Genomic DNA, 15,824 nt, shown 5'->3' on the forward strand with positions numbered 1-15,824 from the left:
CAGGAGTCTGGACTTGACTATTATTTTGTTAATATTAATAATGATAAAATTTTCGTATTTATGCTTTGATAGTTTTTATTAAAAATTTAATTAGTAATATAATTATTGTTGGTGATTCTATATACGTGAATATATACTTATGTTAGCTAATAATGAATTTGGAGAAATAGCATAAATAATTTCCAAATTAATAAACAACAGCACTTTTGATTTTTACTATATAGTTATCAATTTTTACTACATATTTTGAATGCACTATAGTTTATTATAGAAGTGCTATAATAAACTTGTGTGATAAATAAACACATAAAATTTTTCATAAAATATATTCCCTAATAAGATGGGAAGAGGTAAATTATGTGCAAATTATTTACTTCTTCCTATTTTTATTAGTTATAAACAAACAGTTTTTTTACTTAAATAGAGGCATTTTTTACTAATGGTTAAAATGAGCTATACATTAACAAAATATCATACTATATTTGTAATGAGGTACGGCACATACAGCTAGAATTAATAACATTTTATTTGTTATTAATACATCATCCACAGACGTGTTTTACCTCAAACACACTTGCTTTCTCCTAAACTATTTGTTTAATTAATATTCTTTTTGTTAGTTACAATCAGAGTGTAATGACTAACATAAGTATAGGTAGTGCATCCATATAAACTGCCTCACTCAATCATTTAACATAAACAAAAAGCGAATTTTGTGTAGAAAATTAGCCTGAGTTTTAAAATGTGCACACGACTTGATTCATTTCAGTCGTGTGCATTTTTGTGTTGTGAATGAAGAAGAAACTACGAAATGATAGGTATATGCAAAAGAGAGAAAATAGTTTAATTTGTCCTAGCTGTTTGTATGACGAAATTATTAGCAGTTAATGATAATTAAAATGTGTGCCAAAAAATAACTTCTTTCGTTATAATAGATAATATGAGATGGAGGAATGTGACGTGGAATTTTGGTTGAAACAACAAGCAAATCGTAATGGGGATGCGGTGTTTATAGACAATGGGAAGACAAAATTAACCTTTAACAGTTGCTATCAACGTGCAACACATCTTGCCTACAGTATTCATAATTTAAATCAAAAACGTGTAGGTATGTACATCGATAACAGTATAGAATCAATTATACTTATTCAAGCTGCTTGGCTCGCTGGGGTAGAAATTGCAATGTTGAATACACGTTTGACAGAAACAGAGATGCAAAATCAGATGCATTCAATCGATGTCGAAGTCATTTTGACAACTTCAGATTTAACTTTAGATGGCTTTGATATTTATACTTATGCGTATTTAATAACTTGTGCTGAAGAACAATCATATGAAGCACCTTTTGACATTAATCGTATTGCTTCAATTATGTTTACTTCTGGTACAACGGGTCCTCAAAAAGCAGTACCTCAAACATTTGCCAATCATTATGCTAGTGCTATAGGTTGTGAACAAAGTCTAGGTTTTGATGCCAATACAAAATGGTTGTCAGTGTTACCTATTTATCACATATCTGGTCTTAGTGTGATTTTGCGTGCATTAATTGCAGGATTCACTGTAAGAATAGAGCCAAAATTTAATACACAGCAAATATTGCACATCATTTCTGAAGAATCACCGACACATGTGTCATTAGTACCACAAACATTAAAATGGTTAATGGATGCGGGGTTAACTCAGCCATATAACATAGAAAAAATTTTACTCGGCGGTGCGAAGTTATCTGCTGCTTTAATCAACCAAGCATTGTCCAATAAGTTACCAATTTACAATTCATTTGGTATGACTGAAACTTGTTCACAATTTTTGACTGCTTCACCGACAATGTTGGAGCATCGTCCAGACACAGTTGGTAAACCTAGTGATAATGTACAAGTGAAAATTGTACGACCAGATAATAAAGGTCATGGAGAATTAGTGATCAAAGGTAATAACGTTATGGAAGGGTACTTATATCCTAATGAGTTGAACGCTATTGATGAACAAGGTTATTTTAATACTGGAGATATTGCTGAAATAGACGATGAAGGTTTTGTAATGGTATATGATCGGAGAAAAGATTTAATAATTAGTGGTGGGGAAAATATATATCCATTTGAAATTGAATCTGTGGCAAAAGCATGCAAAGATGTGGAAGATGCAATGTGTGTCGGTACGGTTGATGATATTTGGGGAGAAGTACCATATTTATATTATGTAGCTAAAGATACTGTGAAAGAGTCACAATTACAAGACTATTTACAAAATCATTTAGCAAAATATAAAGTTCCAAAGTATTTAAAGCGCGTATCAGCGTTACCATACACCTCTACTGGAAAATTACAGCGTCAACATTTGTAAAATAGGAGTGACTTATGGTGAAAATAGTAGATATGAAACTATATACTGTTGAGTTACCTTTTAAAGCGCCTATTGTGACGCCGAAAATTACACTGTCTACAAGACAAGCACTTATTTTAGAATTGGTTACTGATGATAATTCACACTATTTTGGGGAATGTAATGCGTTTGACACAGACTGGTATTTTGACGAAACGATCGAGGTAGTAAAACAGCAATTACAGCAATGGTTTGAGGCTAATAAGTATAAAGCATTTTCAACATTTGAAGATATCCAGCAGATGGTTATTTCGCTAGAAGCGTATCCAGCGACTCGTAGTACAATTATTATGGCAACATATCAAATGTTTTATAAGCTATATAATATTACTGTCGATTACGGTGCGACCGTTAGTGGGTTGACTGCAGAAAGATTACAACAACTTAGAGATACACAACCGAAAAGAGTAAAGGTGAAATGGTCTAATACAATAAAAGCTGATTTACAACATCTAATAGCTTTGGCACATAGGCCGAATCTCGTTATAGATGGGAATGAAAGTATTGCTAAAAATGATGCTGCGCGCTTAACGCAATTGTATGCTGATGATATCCTTTATATTGAAGAACCGTTTTATAATTTAACAACATTTAACCAAGTGCCGAATCTGCCATTAGCTATAGATGAAAAAGCTATATCAACTACAGCAATTTTAGATATTGTAAATAATTATAATGTTGAAGTAGTAGTTTTAAAACCATTCCGTTTAGGCGGATTGGACAGAGTGCTTTCACTTATTCAAAAACTTGAACAGTATAATGTTAAAACGGTCATCGGTGGCATGTATGAATATGGTTTGAGTCGCTACTTTACAGCAATGCTCGCTCAATATGCAACTTACCCGGGCGACATCACACCAGCAGGTTATTATTTTCAGCAAGATATTGTGAAGGATTCAGGTTTGTTAAATAATGGAAGACTGGAATTTAATCCTCCCGTTATAGATTTAACACAATTGACCCCAGTGCTTTAATGTTTTTTGTTTTTCTTTTTTAGAGGAACTGGATCGAATCCTCCTTTGTGTAACGGATGACATTTTAAAATTCTCTTAATGCCTAGCCAGCTGCCTTTGAATGCTCCATAAACTTCTATAGCTTCTTTTGTATAAGCTGAACAAGTTGGATAAAATCGGCATGTTGGTGGAGTAAGTGGTGAAATAAAATTTTGATATAGATAGATAACTCCTAAAAACAGTTTTTTCATATTATAGCCTCCAACGTATTTGTAAACATGATAATTTTAACATAAATAAGAGGTGTCAGATGAGTATAAAGTTTAAAGATAGAGATAATAATGATGTACTATTAAAGTTTAAAGAAGAAAATGATTTTGCTGATGCAACACACGTACTTACAATTCCTATTTATACAAATAAATTGTTGTTTACACAACATAAAAAACGCGGTATAGAGTTTCCAGGGGGCAAAGTGGAAGTAAATGAAACATCACAAGAAGCTGCTATTAGGGAATTGCATGAAGAAACAGGTGCCACAGTTAAAGAAATGCATTATATAGCGCAATACCATGTTGCTCGAAGTGACTTACCTAGTTTCAATAAAGATGTTTATGTTGTATTAGTTGATTTTATCGAAGAAAAAGAGGACTATTTAGAAACAACAGGACCTGTTTTATTTGCAACAATTGAAGAAATTCCTGACACTGATAAAAGCTTTTTGCTAAAAGATGATGCAATATTAAGTTGTGTAGATAGGATGATGAATCTTGGCTATTACTAAAACAAAGAAAATGCCTATAGATGTTCGCAATCACAGTGGTTATGAGATTACATATTTAGTGGATGATTTACAAGTTAAAGCGCTATTATTATTACCGTATCAGCGTGTTAAACGTATCGTAGTTTATTTACGTGGTGGTAAAGGTCAAGTAGGGAAGGTGAGAACAGGCAGATTACTGCAATTTGCCAATGCTGAAACGTTAGTAGTAGGCCCTTATTATCGAGGCAATAATGGTAGCGAGGGAAAAGACGATTTCTACGGTGAAGATTTAAAAGATGTGACGACCTTAGTGAAGCTATTACACACACAATATCCAGATGCAGCAATTCACATGATAGGATTTTCGCGTGGAGGATTACAGGGGCTCCTGACATACTATGACTTACCAGTATCCAGTTTTATAATTTGGGGTGGTGTGTCTGATATCAAACTAATGTATGAAGAGCGCGTGGATTTGAGAGGAATGTTGCGGCGTATGATTGGTCACCCTAAAAAACAAGCAGCTGCTTACCAGTTGCGTGATGCCATGCAATATATTACACCAACAAGCCCACCTATATTAATAGTCCATGGTGCACAAGATCACCAAGTAGGTATTCATCAAGCGTATTATTTAGCTCAAGCGTTGAACGATATCTCGTTAACTTACCGCACCGTATACCAACAACAAGAAGGGCATGTGCCAAGACCGTTTGCCTTGTCACCTGTTTTGAATCAGATACAACAGTGGATGTCAGATGTTGAACACCAAACGATTCAAGATGATTATGCAATAGAATAAATTACAAAGAGGCTGAGACAAATTACTTATGTCCCAGCCTCTTTTCATATTATTATAATTGTTTAAATCCGCCTTTGATTGCGAGTTCTTGTGCTTCAGTACCGAATTTTTCAAAATTCTCATTAAAGCGATTAATTAAGTCTTGTGCTTGCTCTTTATATGCAGCAGCATCGCTCCAAGCATTAATTGGGTTTAAAATTGTCTGTGGCACATCATCTACTTCAACAGGGATACTTAATCCGAAAGTATCGTCCTTCTTGAATTCAGCATCTTTCAATTGACCTGTGATAGCTTGATTTACCATTTGGCGTGTATAGTTTAGGCTAATTCTTCTACCTACACCATATTTACCACCAGTCCATCCAGTGTTAACTAAATACACATCTACTTCGTGCTCGTCGATAAGTTCACCTAAAATATCAGCGTATACAGTAGCATTGAGTGGTAAGAATGGAGAACCAAAGCATGTAGAGAATGATGGTTCAGGTTCAGTAACACCACGTTCTGTACCAGCTAATTTAGCTGTAAAACCACTTAAGAAATGATACATAGCTTGATCTTTTGTTAACTTAGCGATTGGTGGTAATACACCGAAAGCATCAGCAGTCAAAAAGATAATTGTATTTGGATGCGCTGCTTTTGATGGTTTAACAATATTATCTATGTGATCAATAGGGTAAGCAGCTCGAGTATTTTCGGTATAGTAATTGTCATCGAAATCAACATCTCCGTAATTATCAACAACTACATTTTCTAATACAGTACCATATTTTATAGCATCATATATTTGTGGTTCTTTTTTCTGTGATAGATTGATAGCTTTAGCATAGCAACCACCTTCGATATTAAAAATACCGTTTTCGTTCCAGCCATGCTCATCATCACCGATAAGTTTTCTTGTAGGGTCTGCTGACAATGTAGTTTTACCGGTACCTGATAAACCAAAGAATAACGCGACATCTCCTTTTTCACCAACATTTGCAGAACAGTGCATACTTAAAATGTCACTTTTTGGTAATAGGTAATTCATTACAGAAAAAATACCTTTTTTCATTTCACCGGCATATTCAGTGCCACCGATTAAAATGACTTTGTGTTTAAATGATGTAATAATAAATGTTTCAGAGTTTGTGCCATCGATGGTAGGATCAGCTTTGAACCTTGGTGCAGAAACGATTGTAAAATCTGCTTTAATGTCTTCTGCTTCTTCTTTTGAGCTAGGTTTAATGAACATGTTTTGAGCAAATAAGTTATGCCATGCTAATTCATTAATTACCGTTAAGTTCAACTGTGAATCTTCATCGCTACCTGCATAACCATTAAAGATGTATAGCTCATCTTTTTCATCTAAATAATCTAATACTTTATCATATAAATTAAGGAAAGTTGTTTCATCAATGGGCTGATTGATTTCTCCCCAGTCGATATCATCTTTATATGATGGTTCAGAAACGATGAATTTATCTTTTGGTGATCGACCTGTATATTTACCTGTTCTTGCGTTTATTGCGCCTAGTTCTGTTAGTTCACCTTCATTATTATCAATGATTTTATAATTTAATTCTGTTGTTGATAATTGAAATAAGGAAGTGTTTTTTCTTAAAATGTTTTGTAGTTTATTAGTGTAAGTATACGTGTCTATCGCCATACTTAATCCCTCCATCGTTATTTTAATGTAAGCCCTTACAGTTAACGAGTATAACATAATTACATAATTAATCCATACCAATTTTCGATAAAATTTGAATAAAAGTTAAATTGACATAAGATGCCAGATTAGTTACTATATTAGTAACGGATTCTCTTATCCTGAGTGGCGGAGGGACATGGACCCAATGAAGCCCAGCAACCTCTTCTTAATTGAAGGAAGGTGCCAAACCGTTTGCAGACCTATATTGTCTGAACGATAAGAGCGAATGGACGTACAGAGCCTTCTCTCTATTTATATAGTGATGAAGGCTCTTTTTTATTAAGCTCAACAGATAGAGAATTTTCGTAATTTAAAGCTAAAGGAGCACATTATGACTTACAATAGAAGACTTTTTACTTCAGAATCTGTAACAGAGGGACATCCAGATAAAATTGCAGACCAAGTTTCTGACGCAATTTTGGATGAAATTTTAAAGGATGACCCAAATGCAAGAGTGGCATGTGAAACAACAGTAACAACAGGAATGGCACTTATTTCAGGAGAAATATCTACATCTACTTACGTCGATATTCCGAAAGTTGTCAGAGAAACAATAAAAGAAATTGGCTATACTCGTGCAAAATTTGGTTATGATAGTCAAACAATGGCTGTTTTAACAGCAATAGATGAACAATCATCAGATATAGCACAAGGTGTAGATACTGCATTAGAGTATCGTAATGATATTTCGGAAGAAGAAATAGAAGCAACTGGAGCAGGTGACCAAGGCTTAATGTTTGGTTATGCTACGAATGAAACGGATACATATATGCCGTTACCAATTTTTTTATCACACCAACTTGCAAAACGCTTATCAGATGTTAGAAAAGACAAAATACTTGATTACTTAAGACCAGATGGAAAAGTACAAGTAACAGTGGAATATGATGAGCAAGATGAACCAAAACGTATAGACACAATTGTCTTATCAACACAACATGCAGAAGATGTTGAATTAACACAAATTGAACAAGATATTAAACAGCATGTAATTGAACCAACTGTACCGACAGCATTATTAGATGCAGAGACTAAATTTTATATTAACCCAACAGGTCGTTTCGTAATTGGAGGGCCACAAGGTGATGCTGGATTAACTGGCCGTAAAATTATTGTTGATACGTATGGTGGTTATGCACGACATGGTGGGGGATGCTTTAGTGGTAAGGATCCAACCAAAGTAGATAGATCTGCTGCATATGCTGCTAGATATGTTGCTAAAAATATTGTTGCTGCTGAATTAGCTGACAAATGTGAAGTTCAATTGGCATATGCTATTGGTGTAGCTGAACCTGTATCTATCGCAATTGATACTTTTGGAACAGGTAAAGTAGGCGAAGCACAATTAGTTGAAGCAGTAAGAAATCATTTCGACTTACGTCCGGCAGGCATAATCAAAATGTTAGATTTAAAACAACCAATCTATAAACAAACAGCAGCTTATGGTCATTTTGGTAGAACAGATGTATTGTTACCATGGGAAAAACTGGATAAAGTTAATTTATTGAAAGATTCGGTACAAGCATAATAACAATTTCAAAAATATGTGAGTTTTCCATCGAATGATAAACAGTTTTCTATTATAATGTAAGTATTGAAGAAAAAAGGAGCGAAATTGTTATGAATTCATTTGGACCAATTGAAATTGGTTTGATTGTAGCTGTGATCGTAGCAGTCATTTGCTTGATATTATTTTTAGTTACACTTAAAAGTAAGAAGAAAGCACAACAAAAAGCAGAAGAGCATTATCAAAAAAAAGAAAAGCAATTACAGGATTCTTATGCTGAGGAATTAGAAAAAGAAAGAATTGAAAATAAGAAAACTGTAACTAAACAAAAGGAAGATTACGATCACACTGTAAACTCCAAAAATCGTGAAATTGATGCGTTAAAACTTTTCTCGAAAAATCATAGTGAATATGTCACTGATATGAGGTTGATTGGTATTCGTGAGCGTTTGGTGAATGAAAAACGTATTCGACCAGAAGACATGCATATTATGGCAAATATCTTTTTACCTCGAAATGAGTTTAGTGATGTGCAACGTATTAGCCATTTAGTTTTAACACGAACAGGACTTTATATTATTGATTCACAATTATTAAAAGGTCATGTATATAATGGTATAAGCGGTGCTCAGTTTGAAGAAACGCCAATGATGTCACAAGTATTTGATACATTAGACTTAGATAAGAAGGATTCTCAAGTATTAGTATTGGATCAAAATGACGATACACAGTCATTATCAGTAGTTAATTATTCTAATCATTTGGAAGCTGTTGAAAAGTTAGCTGGTGACTTACAAAATGAATTGAATTTAAAATATACACCAACAACAATTTTATATTTCAATCCTAAAAATGATGGTGGGGTTACTATTTCTAACTTTGCGCAAACTGCTAATAGTAAAGTATTAGTTGGACCAGAACAACTTGATGAGTACTTTAATAAATTTGTTTTCCACGGTAGAATTCAATATAATGTTGAAGATTTACAGCAAGTTATGGATAAAATTGAATCATTTAATTAATATACAAAACTGAGCGTCAAAATAATAGACGCTCAGTTTTTGTATATTTTACACTTTTAAGCATAATCTTTTGTTATTTTTAGTAATTTTTATATGATTAGACTATCTTAAGTTGGAAGGGGTATTAATTTGGAAACAGTAGAATTTTATAATGGTAATAAAATGCCAGTAGTTGGTTTAGGTACATTCCGTGTTGAAAATAATGATGATTGTAAAGAGGCTGTAAAACATGCCATCATTAATGGTTATCGAAGCATCGATACTGCAATGATTTATGATAACGAATCAAAAGTTGGAGAAGGTATTGCAGAAGGCTTAGCTGAAGCTGGAATTGCAAGAAACGAATTATTTATTACATCTAAATTGTGGTTAGCTGACTACGGTCGTGAAAATGTTCAAGCAGCATACGAAACAAGTTTGAAAAAACTTGGATTAGATTACTTAGATTTATATTTAATGCATTGGCCAGGGTTAGATGAAGCTGTAATGATTGATACTTGGCAAGGTATGGAAGATTTATATAAAGATGACAAAGTTAAAAATATTGGTGTAAGTAACTTTACTGTTAGTCATTTAGAAGCTTTATTAGCACAAGTATCTATCAAACCTGTAATTAACCAAGTTGAGTTTCACCCGTACTTAGTACAAGATGAACTTCGCCGTTATTTAGAAGTTCAAAATATAGTGGCTGAATCTTGGTCACCATTAATGAATGCTCAAATTTTGGATGATGAAGTAGTAAAAGCTGTGGCAGAAGAAGTAGGCAAAACTCCTGCACAAGTCATCATTCGTTGGAATATAGAAAATAATGTCGTTGTTATCCCTAAATCAATTACACCATCAAGAATTGATGAAAACTTAGATGTATTTAACTTTAGTTTAACAACTGCCCAAATTGAAAAATTAAATGCTTTAAATGAAGATAAACGTATTGGTCCTAATCCGGATGAGTTTAGTGGGCAATAAACTGATAATAAAATCCCTAGTGTAGGTAATTACACTAGGGATTTTTTCATTTTTTAACTAATAGTATAGCCTATAAGACAAGCTATAAAAGCACCAAGATATTGCAATACAGAATATAAAGTGAAATGAAACAAATTTCTTTCTTTGTCAATAAATTGTACAAGTTCTGATGCCAAAGTCGAAAAAGTCGTTAAGCCACCCAAAAATCCAACAGTGGTTAGTGATAATATTAAGTTATCTGACGTCTGATTCATAATAATTCCAATTAGCAAGCTCCCGACAAGATTGACGAATAAAGTAGCAATAGGTATACGGGATACAAAGTGACGATTACAATAATTTGTAATGGCACCTCTAACTACTGCACCCAAGCCTCCTCCAAACATAATACATAATAAATTAAGCATTTAACCAACTCCCAATTTTGACACCTAAGTAGCAACATAAAATGCCTAATACATAACTTATAATAGCGTATATAAATAAATGAACGATCGCTTGATGATTAAGCATAGTAACTAATTCAAATTGAAAGGTCGAAAATGTTGTTAAGGCACCTAAAAATCCAGTAGTAACAGCTTTTTTTAAGTGTGGATTATTTCGAAAATAATTTAACGATAGTACACCTAATAATCCCATTAACGTAGCACCTGTTAAATTTGCTAGTAAAGTACCGATAGGAAATGCTGTCGAATTGTTATTAAACAAAGATAATCCATAGCGTAACGCCGCACCAAACGCGCCGCCTATAAAAATATATAAATACTGCATAGTATATTACCTTCCTAACATAAAAAATAGAGCGAGAAAGAACCCAAACAAATTACACTTGGAATTCGTATACCCGCTCTCACGATGTGACATGTTTACTTCGTCATTTTATTATGGATGTATACATGTCACTTAATTTGTGTTGATTTAATGTGAAATATACATTTATGTAGTCTTACTTACACAATTATAATTAATTAAAAAATGATGCCAAAAGTAGCAAGTGAAGATAAAATATGTATAATAATCACGATTAATAAGATGAATGGTAGTAGCTTGCTTGCTTTTTTAACCCAATCCGTGCGTTCTTTTGAATGCTTGATTGATTTATCTGAAAGAATGATAGCAGCAATTAAAATTATTGCGTTAATAAAGCTACAGACAAAAATTAATTTAATCATAGAATCAAATATCTGATCTAGCAAAGGGTTGTAAGTATTGAAACAAAAACTTACTAATATTAATAGCCCAGATAAATAAAAATAAAGTTTTGAGCGTGCCATATTTACCTCCTATAGCGTATCATTTGATAATAATAACACACTTTTACAAAAAGTTAATAGTATTAGTGATTTCTCTGTGATACATACTCATACCATAGTTGAGTAATTATAAATTGTAGGTATAAGAATGGAATTAATATGTTTTAAATAATGAAATTATATAAAGTATAGGCAAAAAATTAGAAATTTTATGGCAATGGTGGTATAAATGAAATGTATGGTTTAATAGCTTTAAGACAATTCGAAGAGAATTGTTTATATTAGTCAGGAGGAATATGTAATGACAAAATTAAATGTTGAAGTGTTTGCAGATGGTGCAGATATTGAACAAATGAAAGCTGCTTATAAAAATAAAGAGGTTGATGGTTTTACTACTAACCCAAGTCTAATGGCCAAAGCAGGCGTAACGGATTATAAAGCTTTCGCAGAAGAAGTTGTACGTGAAATTCCTGATGCTTCTATTTCTTTTGAAGTATTCGGTGACGATTTAGAAACGATGGAAAAAGAAGCTGAAATCTTAAAACAATATGGTGACAATGTTTTTGTTAAAATTCCTATTGTTAATACTAAAGGTGAAACAACAATTCCTTTAATTAAAAAATTATCAGCTGATAATGTACGTTTAAACATTACTGCTGTTTATACTTTAGATCAAGTTAAAGAAATTACTGATGCTGTAACAGAAGGTGTGCCAACATATATCTCTGTATTTGCTGGACGTATCGCTGATACTGGCGTAGATCCAGTACCAATGGTTAAAGAATCAGTTGAAATTGCACATAGTAAAGCAGGCGTTAAATTATTATGGGCAAGTTGTAGAGAAGTAATTAACGTAATTCAAGCAGATGAATTAGGTGCAGATATTATTACTTGTCCTGCAGACGTTGTTAAAAAAGTAAATACTAACTTAGGCAGAGATATCGAAGAACTGTCAGTTGATACAGTTCAAGGTTTCGCTAAAGATATTCAATCATCTGGCTTATCTATTTTATAATGAAATAGATTGTGTTCGGGATATAAATAGCTCTGACTTTAATATAAACGTCAATTTCTATTGAAAAGATATAGAAATTGACGTTTTCTTTATTTTTTGAATGACTAAATATAGTTTGCCCGATGTTGTAATGTGTTGACACCCAGGGGAATAGCATGTGAGAGTGACTACAGGCTCGAACTATAACCCAGGCAAGCTAGCACGGTCAAAATTGAACGTTTTTAAATAAACAAATGAATGTCAGACAATGATATAGCTGTTATCAAGGATAAGGTACTTTTAAGATAAAAGATTCTACTATTGAATCATTGTGTTATTTACTATAAACTTTAATGGTAAATTGAAATGAACGAAATAGAGCGAGGTATAGTACATGAGTTCGAATATTTTTCAACAGAAAGTGAAAAAACAGCTGTGGTTTTTGAATAAAAAAGAAAAACGTACTTTACATAAAGTTTTAGAGGAAGCAACTTCAAAAGATTCAGAGGTTGATTTAAAACGCCCAGTAAGGTTTTCTAACCAATTTTTAAAAGAGTTTATTTTTCAAGAAAAAGTCGTTTCAGTGACGACATTGTTTCCTTTATTAATTGGTATTTTGTTTGCCTATATTATTTTAATTGGTGTGTTTTTATTTGGTTTTATTACAAGTTTGACTGCAGTCCAATATTTTATAAAACCGGAAGTGTCGTTATCTCCTCTGGTAGTTATTTTAACACTGATAGGTTCAATTTTATTAGTTATTTTGAGCTTATATTTTATTAAGGTTGCTACTGCATACTTTACTAAAAAGTTATTGGAATATAAACATAATTCGAAATTATAACTGACAGCTAATTATTAGTTTGTTTAAATAAATGGATAAGGACAATACTTTCTTGCCATTTTTTTAGAATCAGATGATAGGGTTCATCAATAGTCAGAAACTGACTGTTATTAAATTGAATAATTGAAGTGGAGCCTTTTGTTTTTACTCCACTTATCGAATGCGCATTGATATAATATTGTATCGGTGCGCGTTTAGGTTTTAGTGGAAATAGAATTAAAGTGTCGTGGATGAAGATAGGTACTAACTTATTAATTTTAAGCATGGCTTTGGCATGTTTGAGTTGTACAGTTAAAGATTTATTATTGATTTCTAATAAATATTTTACTACATTGTAAGGCGTGGTTGGATAAATGTAGTAATGGTTTAAATGTTGACAAAGTGTCTTTGTTTGTGTACTTTTTTGAGTGTGTAAATATAATATATTTGCTGAAGAATGCATATGAACGTATTCCTTTCATATTTTAAAATAATTTGAATATTTCACTTGTACAGCCTTTTTATAATTTTTAATTGTAGATAATGATAGTTGCATAATATTAGCAATTTCATATTGCTTATAACCTTGTAAAGATAGCAAGAACCATTGTTGTTCTTTGTGAGATAATTGATTGCTAAACTGTGTATACAAAATGGAGGCTTCAATAGAGGAGAAATTATTCGGAGCTTCTAAGTGGCACAGATTGATATCGACAAAGTGATATTTAAGATGTTTGGAGCGAAATTGATCAATCAAATGGAAACGTAATCTGATATATAAATATGACTCTAATGAGTTGGAATGCTGGGGATTATAATTTACGAGTAATTGCCATAAGTGAATAAATAATATTTGAAAATATTCATCATAATTATACGTGATTTTATATCGTTTTAATAGTTTGTGTATTAACTGTTGTTGCTTTTGCAATTCGATTGAAATTGTCATTATAGTTCCTTTAAGGTTGTAATTACAACTTGAATTTCCGGATATAGAGATTTTATTACGATTAATAGAAATTTTCATTTGCTTAATTAGATAAATAGGTGTTAAATATTAGTAGTAGATAGAATAAATAAACAACATAGCGATTGAATACATGATTAACTCAAAGATATGACATTTTATCTTAATTTTTGTATAAATAGGGAGGTTTCATAATGGATTACGCACACTTAAATTTAGAGCATTTTTTCTCTAGACATGATGACCTAGACATAATAAAAGATAAATCAGATTTTGTAATGATAAATAATACGACCAACGAAATGTTATATCGTGATGGAGATATTGAAGGTACGATTGATTTGAATCGCTATTATTATAAAAATAGATCTCAAGCAGTTAGCTTTATTATGATGGATTATTATAGAAGTCAAGAGTAATGAAATTAAAATTTCATTACTTTTTTTATGAATTTGTGACAACTTAGGTATTAAATTGTCTATTTTACAGTAAAGTGTTAGACTTTATTATCGAAGTCTTATAATTAAATACGATAATTTTGACCTTAGAGGTGTGAACATGACAAAGCATAGTAAAGGCTCTATATTATCAATTATTGGTTTATTGGTAATATTAGCTGTCGTTGTGAGTATCGTCTTTTCAATGATTTCTGATCAAATCTTCTTTAAAGATGTTAAAGAAGTAGAAAAGGTAGAAAATCTCAAAGTTTCTTTAGAAAAGGCGTCGAAAAAACAAATTCATAACTATACTAGTCAACAAGTGTCTAGTAAAGATAATAAAAACTGGCGAGATGCGTCATCTGGAGAAATTAAAGCTGCAATGGATAGTAGTAAATTAATTGATAGCGATACTCAAAGATATCAATTTTTAGAACTTGATCGCTATCAAGGAATCGATGAAAATAGAATTAAGAGAATGTTGATTGATAATCCTACTTTATTAAAACACTCTGACGATTTTATTAAAGCAGCAAAACATAAACATGTAAATGAAGTATACTTAATTTCACATGCATTGCTAGAAACTGGCTCTGCTAAAAGTGAATTAGCAAGTGGTGTGGAAATTGATGGCAAAAAATACTATAATTTCTTTGGTGTAGGCGCACTTGACGAAGATCCTGTTAATACAGGCGCTAAATACGCTAAAAAGCATGGTTGGGATACGCCAAGTAAAGCCATTGAAGGTGGAGCGGCATTTATCCATGATCATTTCTTATCTAAAAAAGAACAAAATACATTATATAGTATGAGATGGAACCCACAAAATCCAGGTAAACATCAATATGCAACAGACATTAAATGGGCAGAAAGTAATGCAAGTTTAATGGCCAACTTTTATAAAGATATGAAAACTGAAGGTAAGTATTTCAAATATTTTGTCTATAAAGATGATGACAAACATAAATCGCAATAATAAAAACTAGAAAGCTGAGATATAAATCTCCGTTTTCAAAATAAGAGGAGACTGGGACAACATTGATTCGTCCCAGTCTCTTTTCATATTGTCAGTAGCTGACTGCATTGAAAATGCGCTTCAAACCGAGCTTGTTTCAACGCTAGTCATTCTTGCCGGGGTGGGAAAACGAAATCATTTTTTTCAAAATCAGATTTCTGTCCCACTTCATGTTTTAGTCGAAACCTTTTTTTCGTGTTGGCAGTAGCTGACTGCATTGAAAATGCGCTTCAAACCAAGCTTTTTTCAA

At 32.4% G+C, this 15,824-nt stretch carries 18 protein-coding genes and 1 riboswitch; of the genes, 11 read left to right on the top strand and 7 right to left on the bottom strand.

Annotated features, from left to right (window positions below):
- Positions 1–960: 960 nt before the first annotated feature.
- A complete protein-coding gene (gene menE, locus JVU85_RS11840) occupies positions 961–2,343 on the top strand; it encodes an o-succinylbenzoate--CoA ligase (protein WP_204171874.1) in 1,383 nt (460 codons plus the stop codon).
- 17 nt (positions 2,344–2,360) lie between these two features.
- Positions 2,361–3,356: an o-succinylbenzoate synthase gene (gene menC, locus JVU85_RS11845; RefSeq protein ID WP_103387794.1), complete on the top strand. Its 996-nt coding sequence runs from the start codon at positions 2,361–2,363 to the stop codon at positions 3,354–3,356.
- On the opposite strand, the gene yidD is transcribed toward menC, so the two are convergent.
- The gene (yidD, locus tag JVU85_RS11850) at positions 3,353–3,586 is read right to left on the bottom strand and encodes a membrane protein insertion efficiency factor YidD (protein ID WP_021459078.1); all 234 of its coding nucleotides are present in this window, start codon (positions 3,584–3,586) and stop codon (positions 3,353–3,355) included. The genes menC and yidD overlap by 4 nt on opposite strands.
- A gap of 59 nt (positions 3,587–3,645) precedes the next feature.
- On the opposite strand from yidD, the gene ytkD reads away from it, so the two are divergent.
- On the top strand, positions 3,646–4,119 hold the full coding sequence (gene ytkD / locus JVU85_RS11855) for an RNA deprotection pyrophosphohydrolase (RefSeq protein ID WP_021459079.1): 474 nt from the start codon (positions 3,646–3,648) through the stop codon (positions 4,117–4,119).
- Positions 4,106–4,900, top strand: a complete 795-nt coding sequence (locus tag JVU85_RS11860) for an alpha/beta hydrolase family protein (RefSeq protein ID WP_002509985.1) — start codon at positions 4,106–4,108, stop codon at positions 4,898–4,900. Before ytkD ends, JVU85_RS11860 begins: the two co-directional genes overlap by 14 nt.
- Positions 4,901–4,952: 52 nt before the next feature.
- Here JVU85_RS11860 and pckA read toward each other — a convergent pair whose 3' ends face one another.
- Positions 4,953–6,548, bottom strand: coding sequence for a phosphoenolpyruvate carboxykinase (ATP) (pckA, locus tag JVU85_RS11865; protein ID WP_002510562.1), 1,596 nt, complete (start codon positions 6,546–6,548; stop codon positions 4,953–4,955).
- 153 nt (positions 6,549–6,701) lie between these two features.
- A riboswitch (SAM riboswitch) is annotated at positions 6,702–6,813 on the top strand.
- Between the two features lie 108 nt (positions 6,814–6,921).
- Between pckA and metK the strand changes: the two genes are divergently transcribed.
- From metK to JVU85_RS11880, 3 genes are all read left to right on the top strand, one after another.
- The gene (gene metK / locus JVU85_RS11870) at positions 6,922–8,118 is read left to right on the top strand and encodes a methionine adenosyltransferase (protein WP_002510563.1); all 1,197 of its coding nucleotides are present in this window, start codon (positions 6,922–6,924) and stop codon (positions 8,116–8,118) included.
- Between the two features lie 92 nt (positions 8,119–8,210).
- Positions 8,211–9,119 (top strand): nuclease-related domain-containing protein, encoded by a 909-nt coding sequence (locus JVU85_RS11875; RefSeq protein WP_204171875.1) that lies wholly within the window; start codon positions 8,211–8,213, stop codon positions 9,117–9,119.
- Positions 9,120–9,248: 129 nt separating this feature from the next.
- Positions 9,249–10,085 carry an aldo/keto reductase gene (locus tag JVU85_RS11880; protein ID WP_002510565.1) on the top strand — a complete coding sequence of 279 codons (837 nt, stop codon included), beginning with the start codon at positions 9,249–9,251 and terminating at the stop codon, positions 10,083–10,085.
- Positions 10,086–10,138: 53 nt separating this feature from the next.
- Here the strand turns inward: JVU85_RS11880 and JVU85_RS11885 are convergent, their stop codons facing one another.
- The 3 genes from JVU85_RS11885 to JVU85_RS11895 all read right to left on the bottom strand — a co-directional run bounded on the left by JVU85_RS11885 (position 10,139) and on the right by JVU85_RS11895 (position 11,359).
- Positions 10,139–10,492 (bottom strand): fluoride efflux transporter FluC, encoded by a 354-nt coding sequence (locus JVU85_RS11885; RefSeq protein ID WP_002510566.1) that lies wholly within the window; start codon positions 10,490–10,492, stop codon positions 10,139–10,141.
- Entirely contained in the window at positions 10,485–10,856 is a 372-nt protein-coding gene (crcB, locus tag JVU85_RS11890; RefSeq protein WP_021459821.1) for a fluoride efflux transporter CrcB, read from the bottom strand. The genes JVU85_RS11885 and crcB overlap by 8 nt, the downstream gene beginning before the upstream one ends.
- Before the next feature lie 197 nt (positions 10,857–11,053).
- Positions 11,054–11,359, bottom strand: a complete 306-nt coding sequence (locus tag JVU85_RS11895; protein ID WP_002510568.1) for a hypothetical protein — start codon at positions 11,357–11,359, stop codon at positions 11,054–11,056.
- 280 nt (positions 11,360–11,639) lie between these two features.
- Here JVU85_RS11895 and JVU85_RS11900 point away from each other — a divergent pair, with 280 nt between their 5' ends.
- Together JVU85_RS11900 and JVU85_RS11905 are read left to right on the top strand one after the other, a co-directional pair.
- Positions 11,640–12,353 carry a transaldolase gene (locus JVU85_RS11900; protein WP_002510569.1) on the top strand — a complete coding sequence of 238 codons (714 nt, stop codon included), beginning with the start codon at positions 11,640–11,642 and terminating at the stop codon, positions 12,351–12,353.
- 373 nt (positions 12,354–12,726) lie between these two features.
- Entirely contained in the window at positions 12,727–13,176 is a 450-nt protein-coding gene (locus JVU85_RS11905) for a hypothetical protein (RefSeq protein ID WP_002510570.1), read from the top strand.
- 7 nt (positions 13,177–13,183) lie between these two features.
- On the opposite strand, the gene JVU85_RS11910 is transcribed toward JVU85_RS11905, so the two are convergent.
- Together JVU85_RS11910 and JVU85_RS11915 are read right to left on the bottom strand one after the other, a co-directional pair.
- Positions 13,184–13,618 carry a competence protein ComK gene (locus JVU85_RS11910; RefSeq protein ID WP_204171876.1) on the bottom strand — a complete coding sequence of 145 codons (435 nt, stop codon included), beginning with the start codon at positions 13,616–13,618 and terminating at the stop codon, positions 13,184–13,186.
- 15 nt (positions 13,619–13,633) lie between these two features.
- Positions 13,634–14,104, bottom strand: a complete 471-nt coding sequence (locus JVU85_RS11915; RefSeq protein ID WP_021459819.1) for a sigma-70 family RNA polymerase sigma factor — start codon at positions 14,102–14,104, stop codon at positions 13,634–13,636.
- 212 nt (positions 14,105–14,316) lie between these two features.
- Between JVU85_RS11915 and JVU85_RS11920 the strand changes: the two genes are divergently transcribed.
- Together JVU85_RS11920 and sagB are read left to right on the top strand one after the other, a co-directional pair.
- The gene (locus JVU85_RS11920) at positions 14,317–14,541 is read left to right on the top strand and encodes a hypothetical protein (RefSeq protein ID WP_002510573.1); all 225 of its coding nucleotides are present in this window, start codon (positions 14,317–14,319) and stop codon (positions 14,539–14,541) included.
- A 139-nt stretch (positions 14,542–14,680) separates the two neighbouring features.
- Positions 14,681–15,535, top strand: a complete 855-nt coding sequence (gene sagB / locus JVU85_RS11925) for a peptidoglycan release complex glucosaminidase SagB (protein ID WP_204171877.1) — start codon at positions 14,681–14,683, stop codon at positions 15,533–15,535.
- Positions 15,536–15,824 lie beyond the last annotated feature (289 nt).

The sequence above is a fragment of the Staphylococcus sp. GDY8P72P genome (genome assembly GCF_016890655.1).
Lineage (GTDB): Bacteria > Bacillota > Bacilli > Staphylococcales > Staphylococcaceae > Staphylococcus > Staphylococcus arlettae.

Bases quoted from the DNA above. Each gene is read 5' to 3' on its own strand.
- JVU85_RS11900 (WP_002510569.1), top strand. From the start codon at position 11,640: ATGACAAAATTAAATGTTGAAGTGTTTGCAGATGGTGCAGATATTGAA.
- JVU85_RS11920 (WP_002510573.1), top strand. From the start codon at position 14,317: ATGGATTACGCACACTTAAATTTAGAGCATTTTTTCTCTAGACATGAT.
- JVU85_RS11915 (WP_021459819.1), bottom strand. From the start codon at position 14,104: ATGACAATTTCAATCGAATTGCAAAAGCAACAACAGTTAATACACAAA.
- sagB (WP_204171877.1), top strand. From the start codon at position 14,681: ATGACAAAGCATAGTAAAGGCTCTATATTATCAATTATTGGTTTATTG.
- pckA (WP_002510562.1), bottom strand. From the start codon at position 6,548: ATGGCGATAGACACGTATACTTACACTAATAAACTACAAAACATTTTA.
- JVU85_RS11910 (WP_204171876.1), bottom strand. From the start codon at position 13,618: ATGCATTCTTCAGCAAATATATTATATTTACACACTCAAAAAAGTACA.
- yidD (WP_021459078.1), bottom strand. From the start codon at position 3,586: ATGAAAAAACTGTTTTTAGGAGTTATCTATCTATATCAAAATTTTATT.
- JVU85_RS11895 (WP_002510568.1), bottom strand. From the start codon at position 11,359: ATGGCACGCTCAAAACTTTATTTTTATTTATCTGGGCTATTAATATTA.
- metK (WP_002510563.1), top strand. From the start codon at position 6,922: ATGACTTACAATAGAAGACTTTTTACTTCAGAATCTGTAACAGAGGGA.
- JVU85_RS11875 (WP_204171875.1), top strand. From the start codon at position 8,211: ATGAATTCATTTGGACCAATTGAAATTGGTTTGATTGTAGCTGTGATC.
- JVU85_RS11905 (WP_002510570.1), top strand. From the start codon at position 12,727: ATGAGTTCGAATATTTTTCAACAGAAAGTGAAAAAACAGCTGTGGTTT.
- crcB (WP_021459821.1), bottom strand. From the start codon at position 10,856: ATGCAGTATTTATATATTTTTATAGGCGGCGCGTTTGGTGCGGCGTTA.
- JVU85_RS11885 (WP_002510566.1), bottom strand. From the start codon at position 10,492: ATGCTTAATTTATTATGTATTATGTTTGGAGGAGGCTTGGGTGCAGTA.
- ytkD (WP_021459079.1), top strand. From the start codon at position 3,646: ATGAGTATAAAGTTTAAAGATAGAGATAATAATGATGTACTATTAAAG.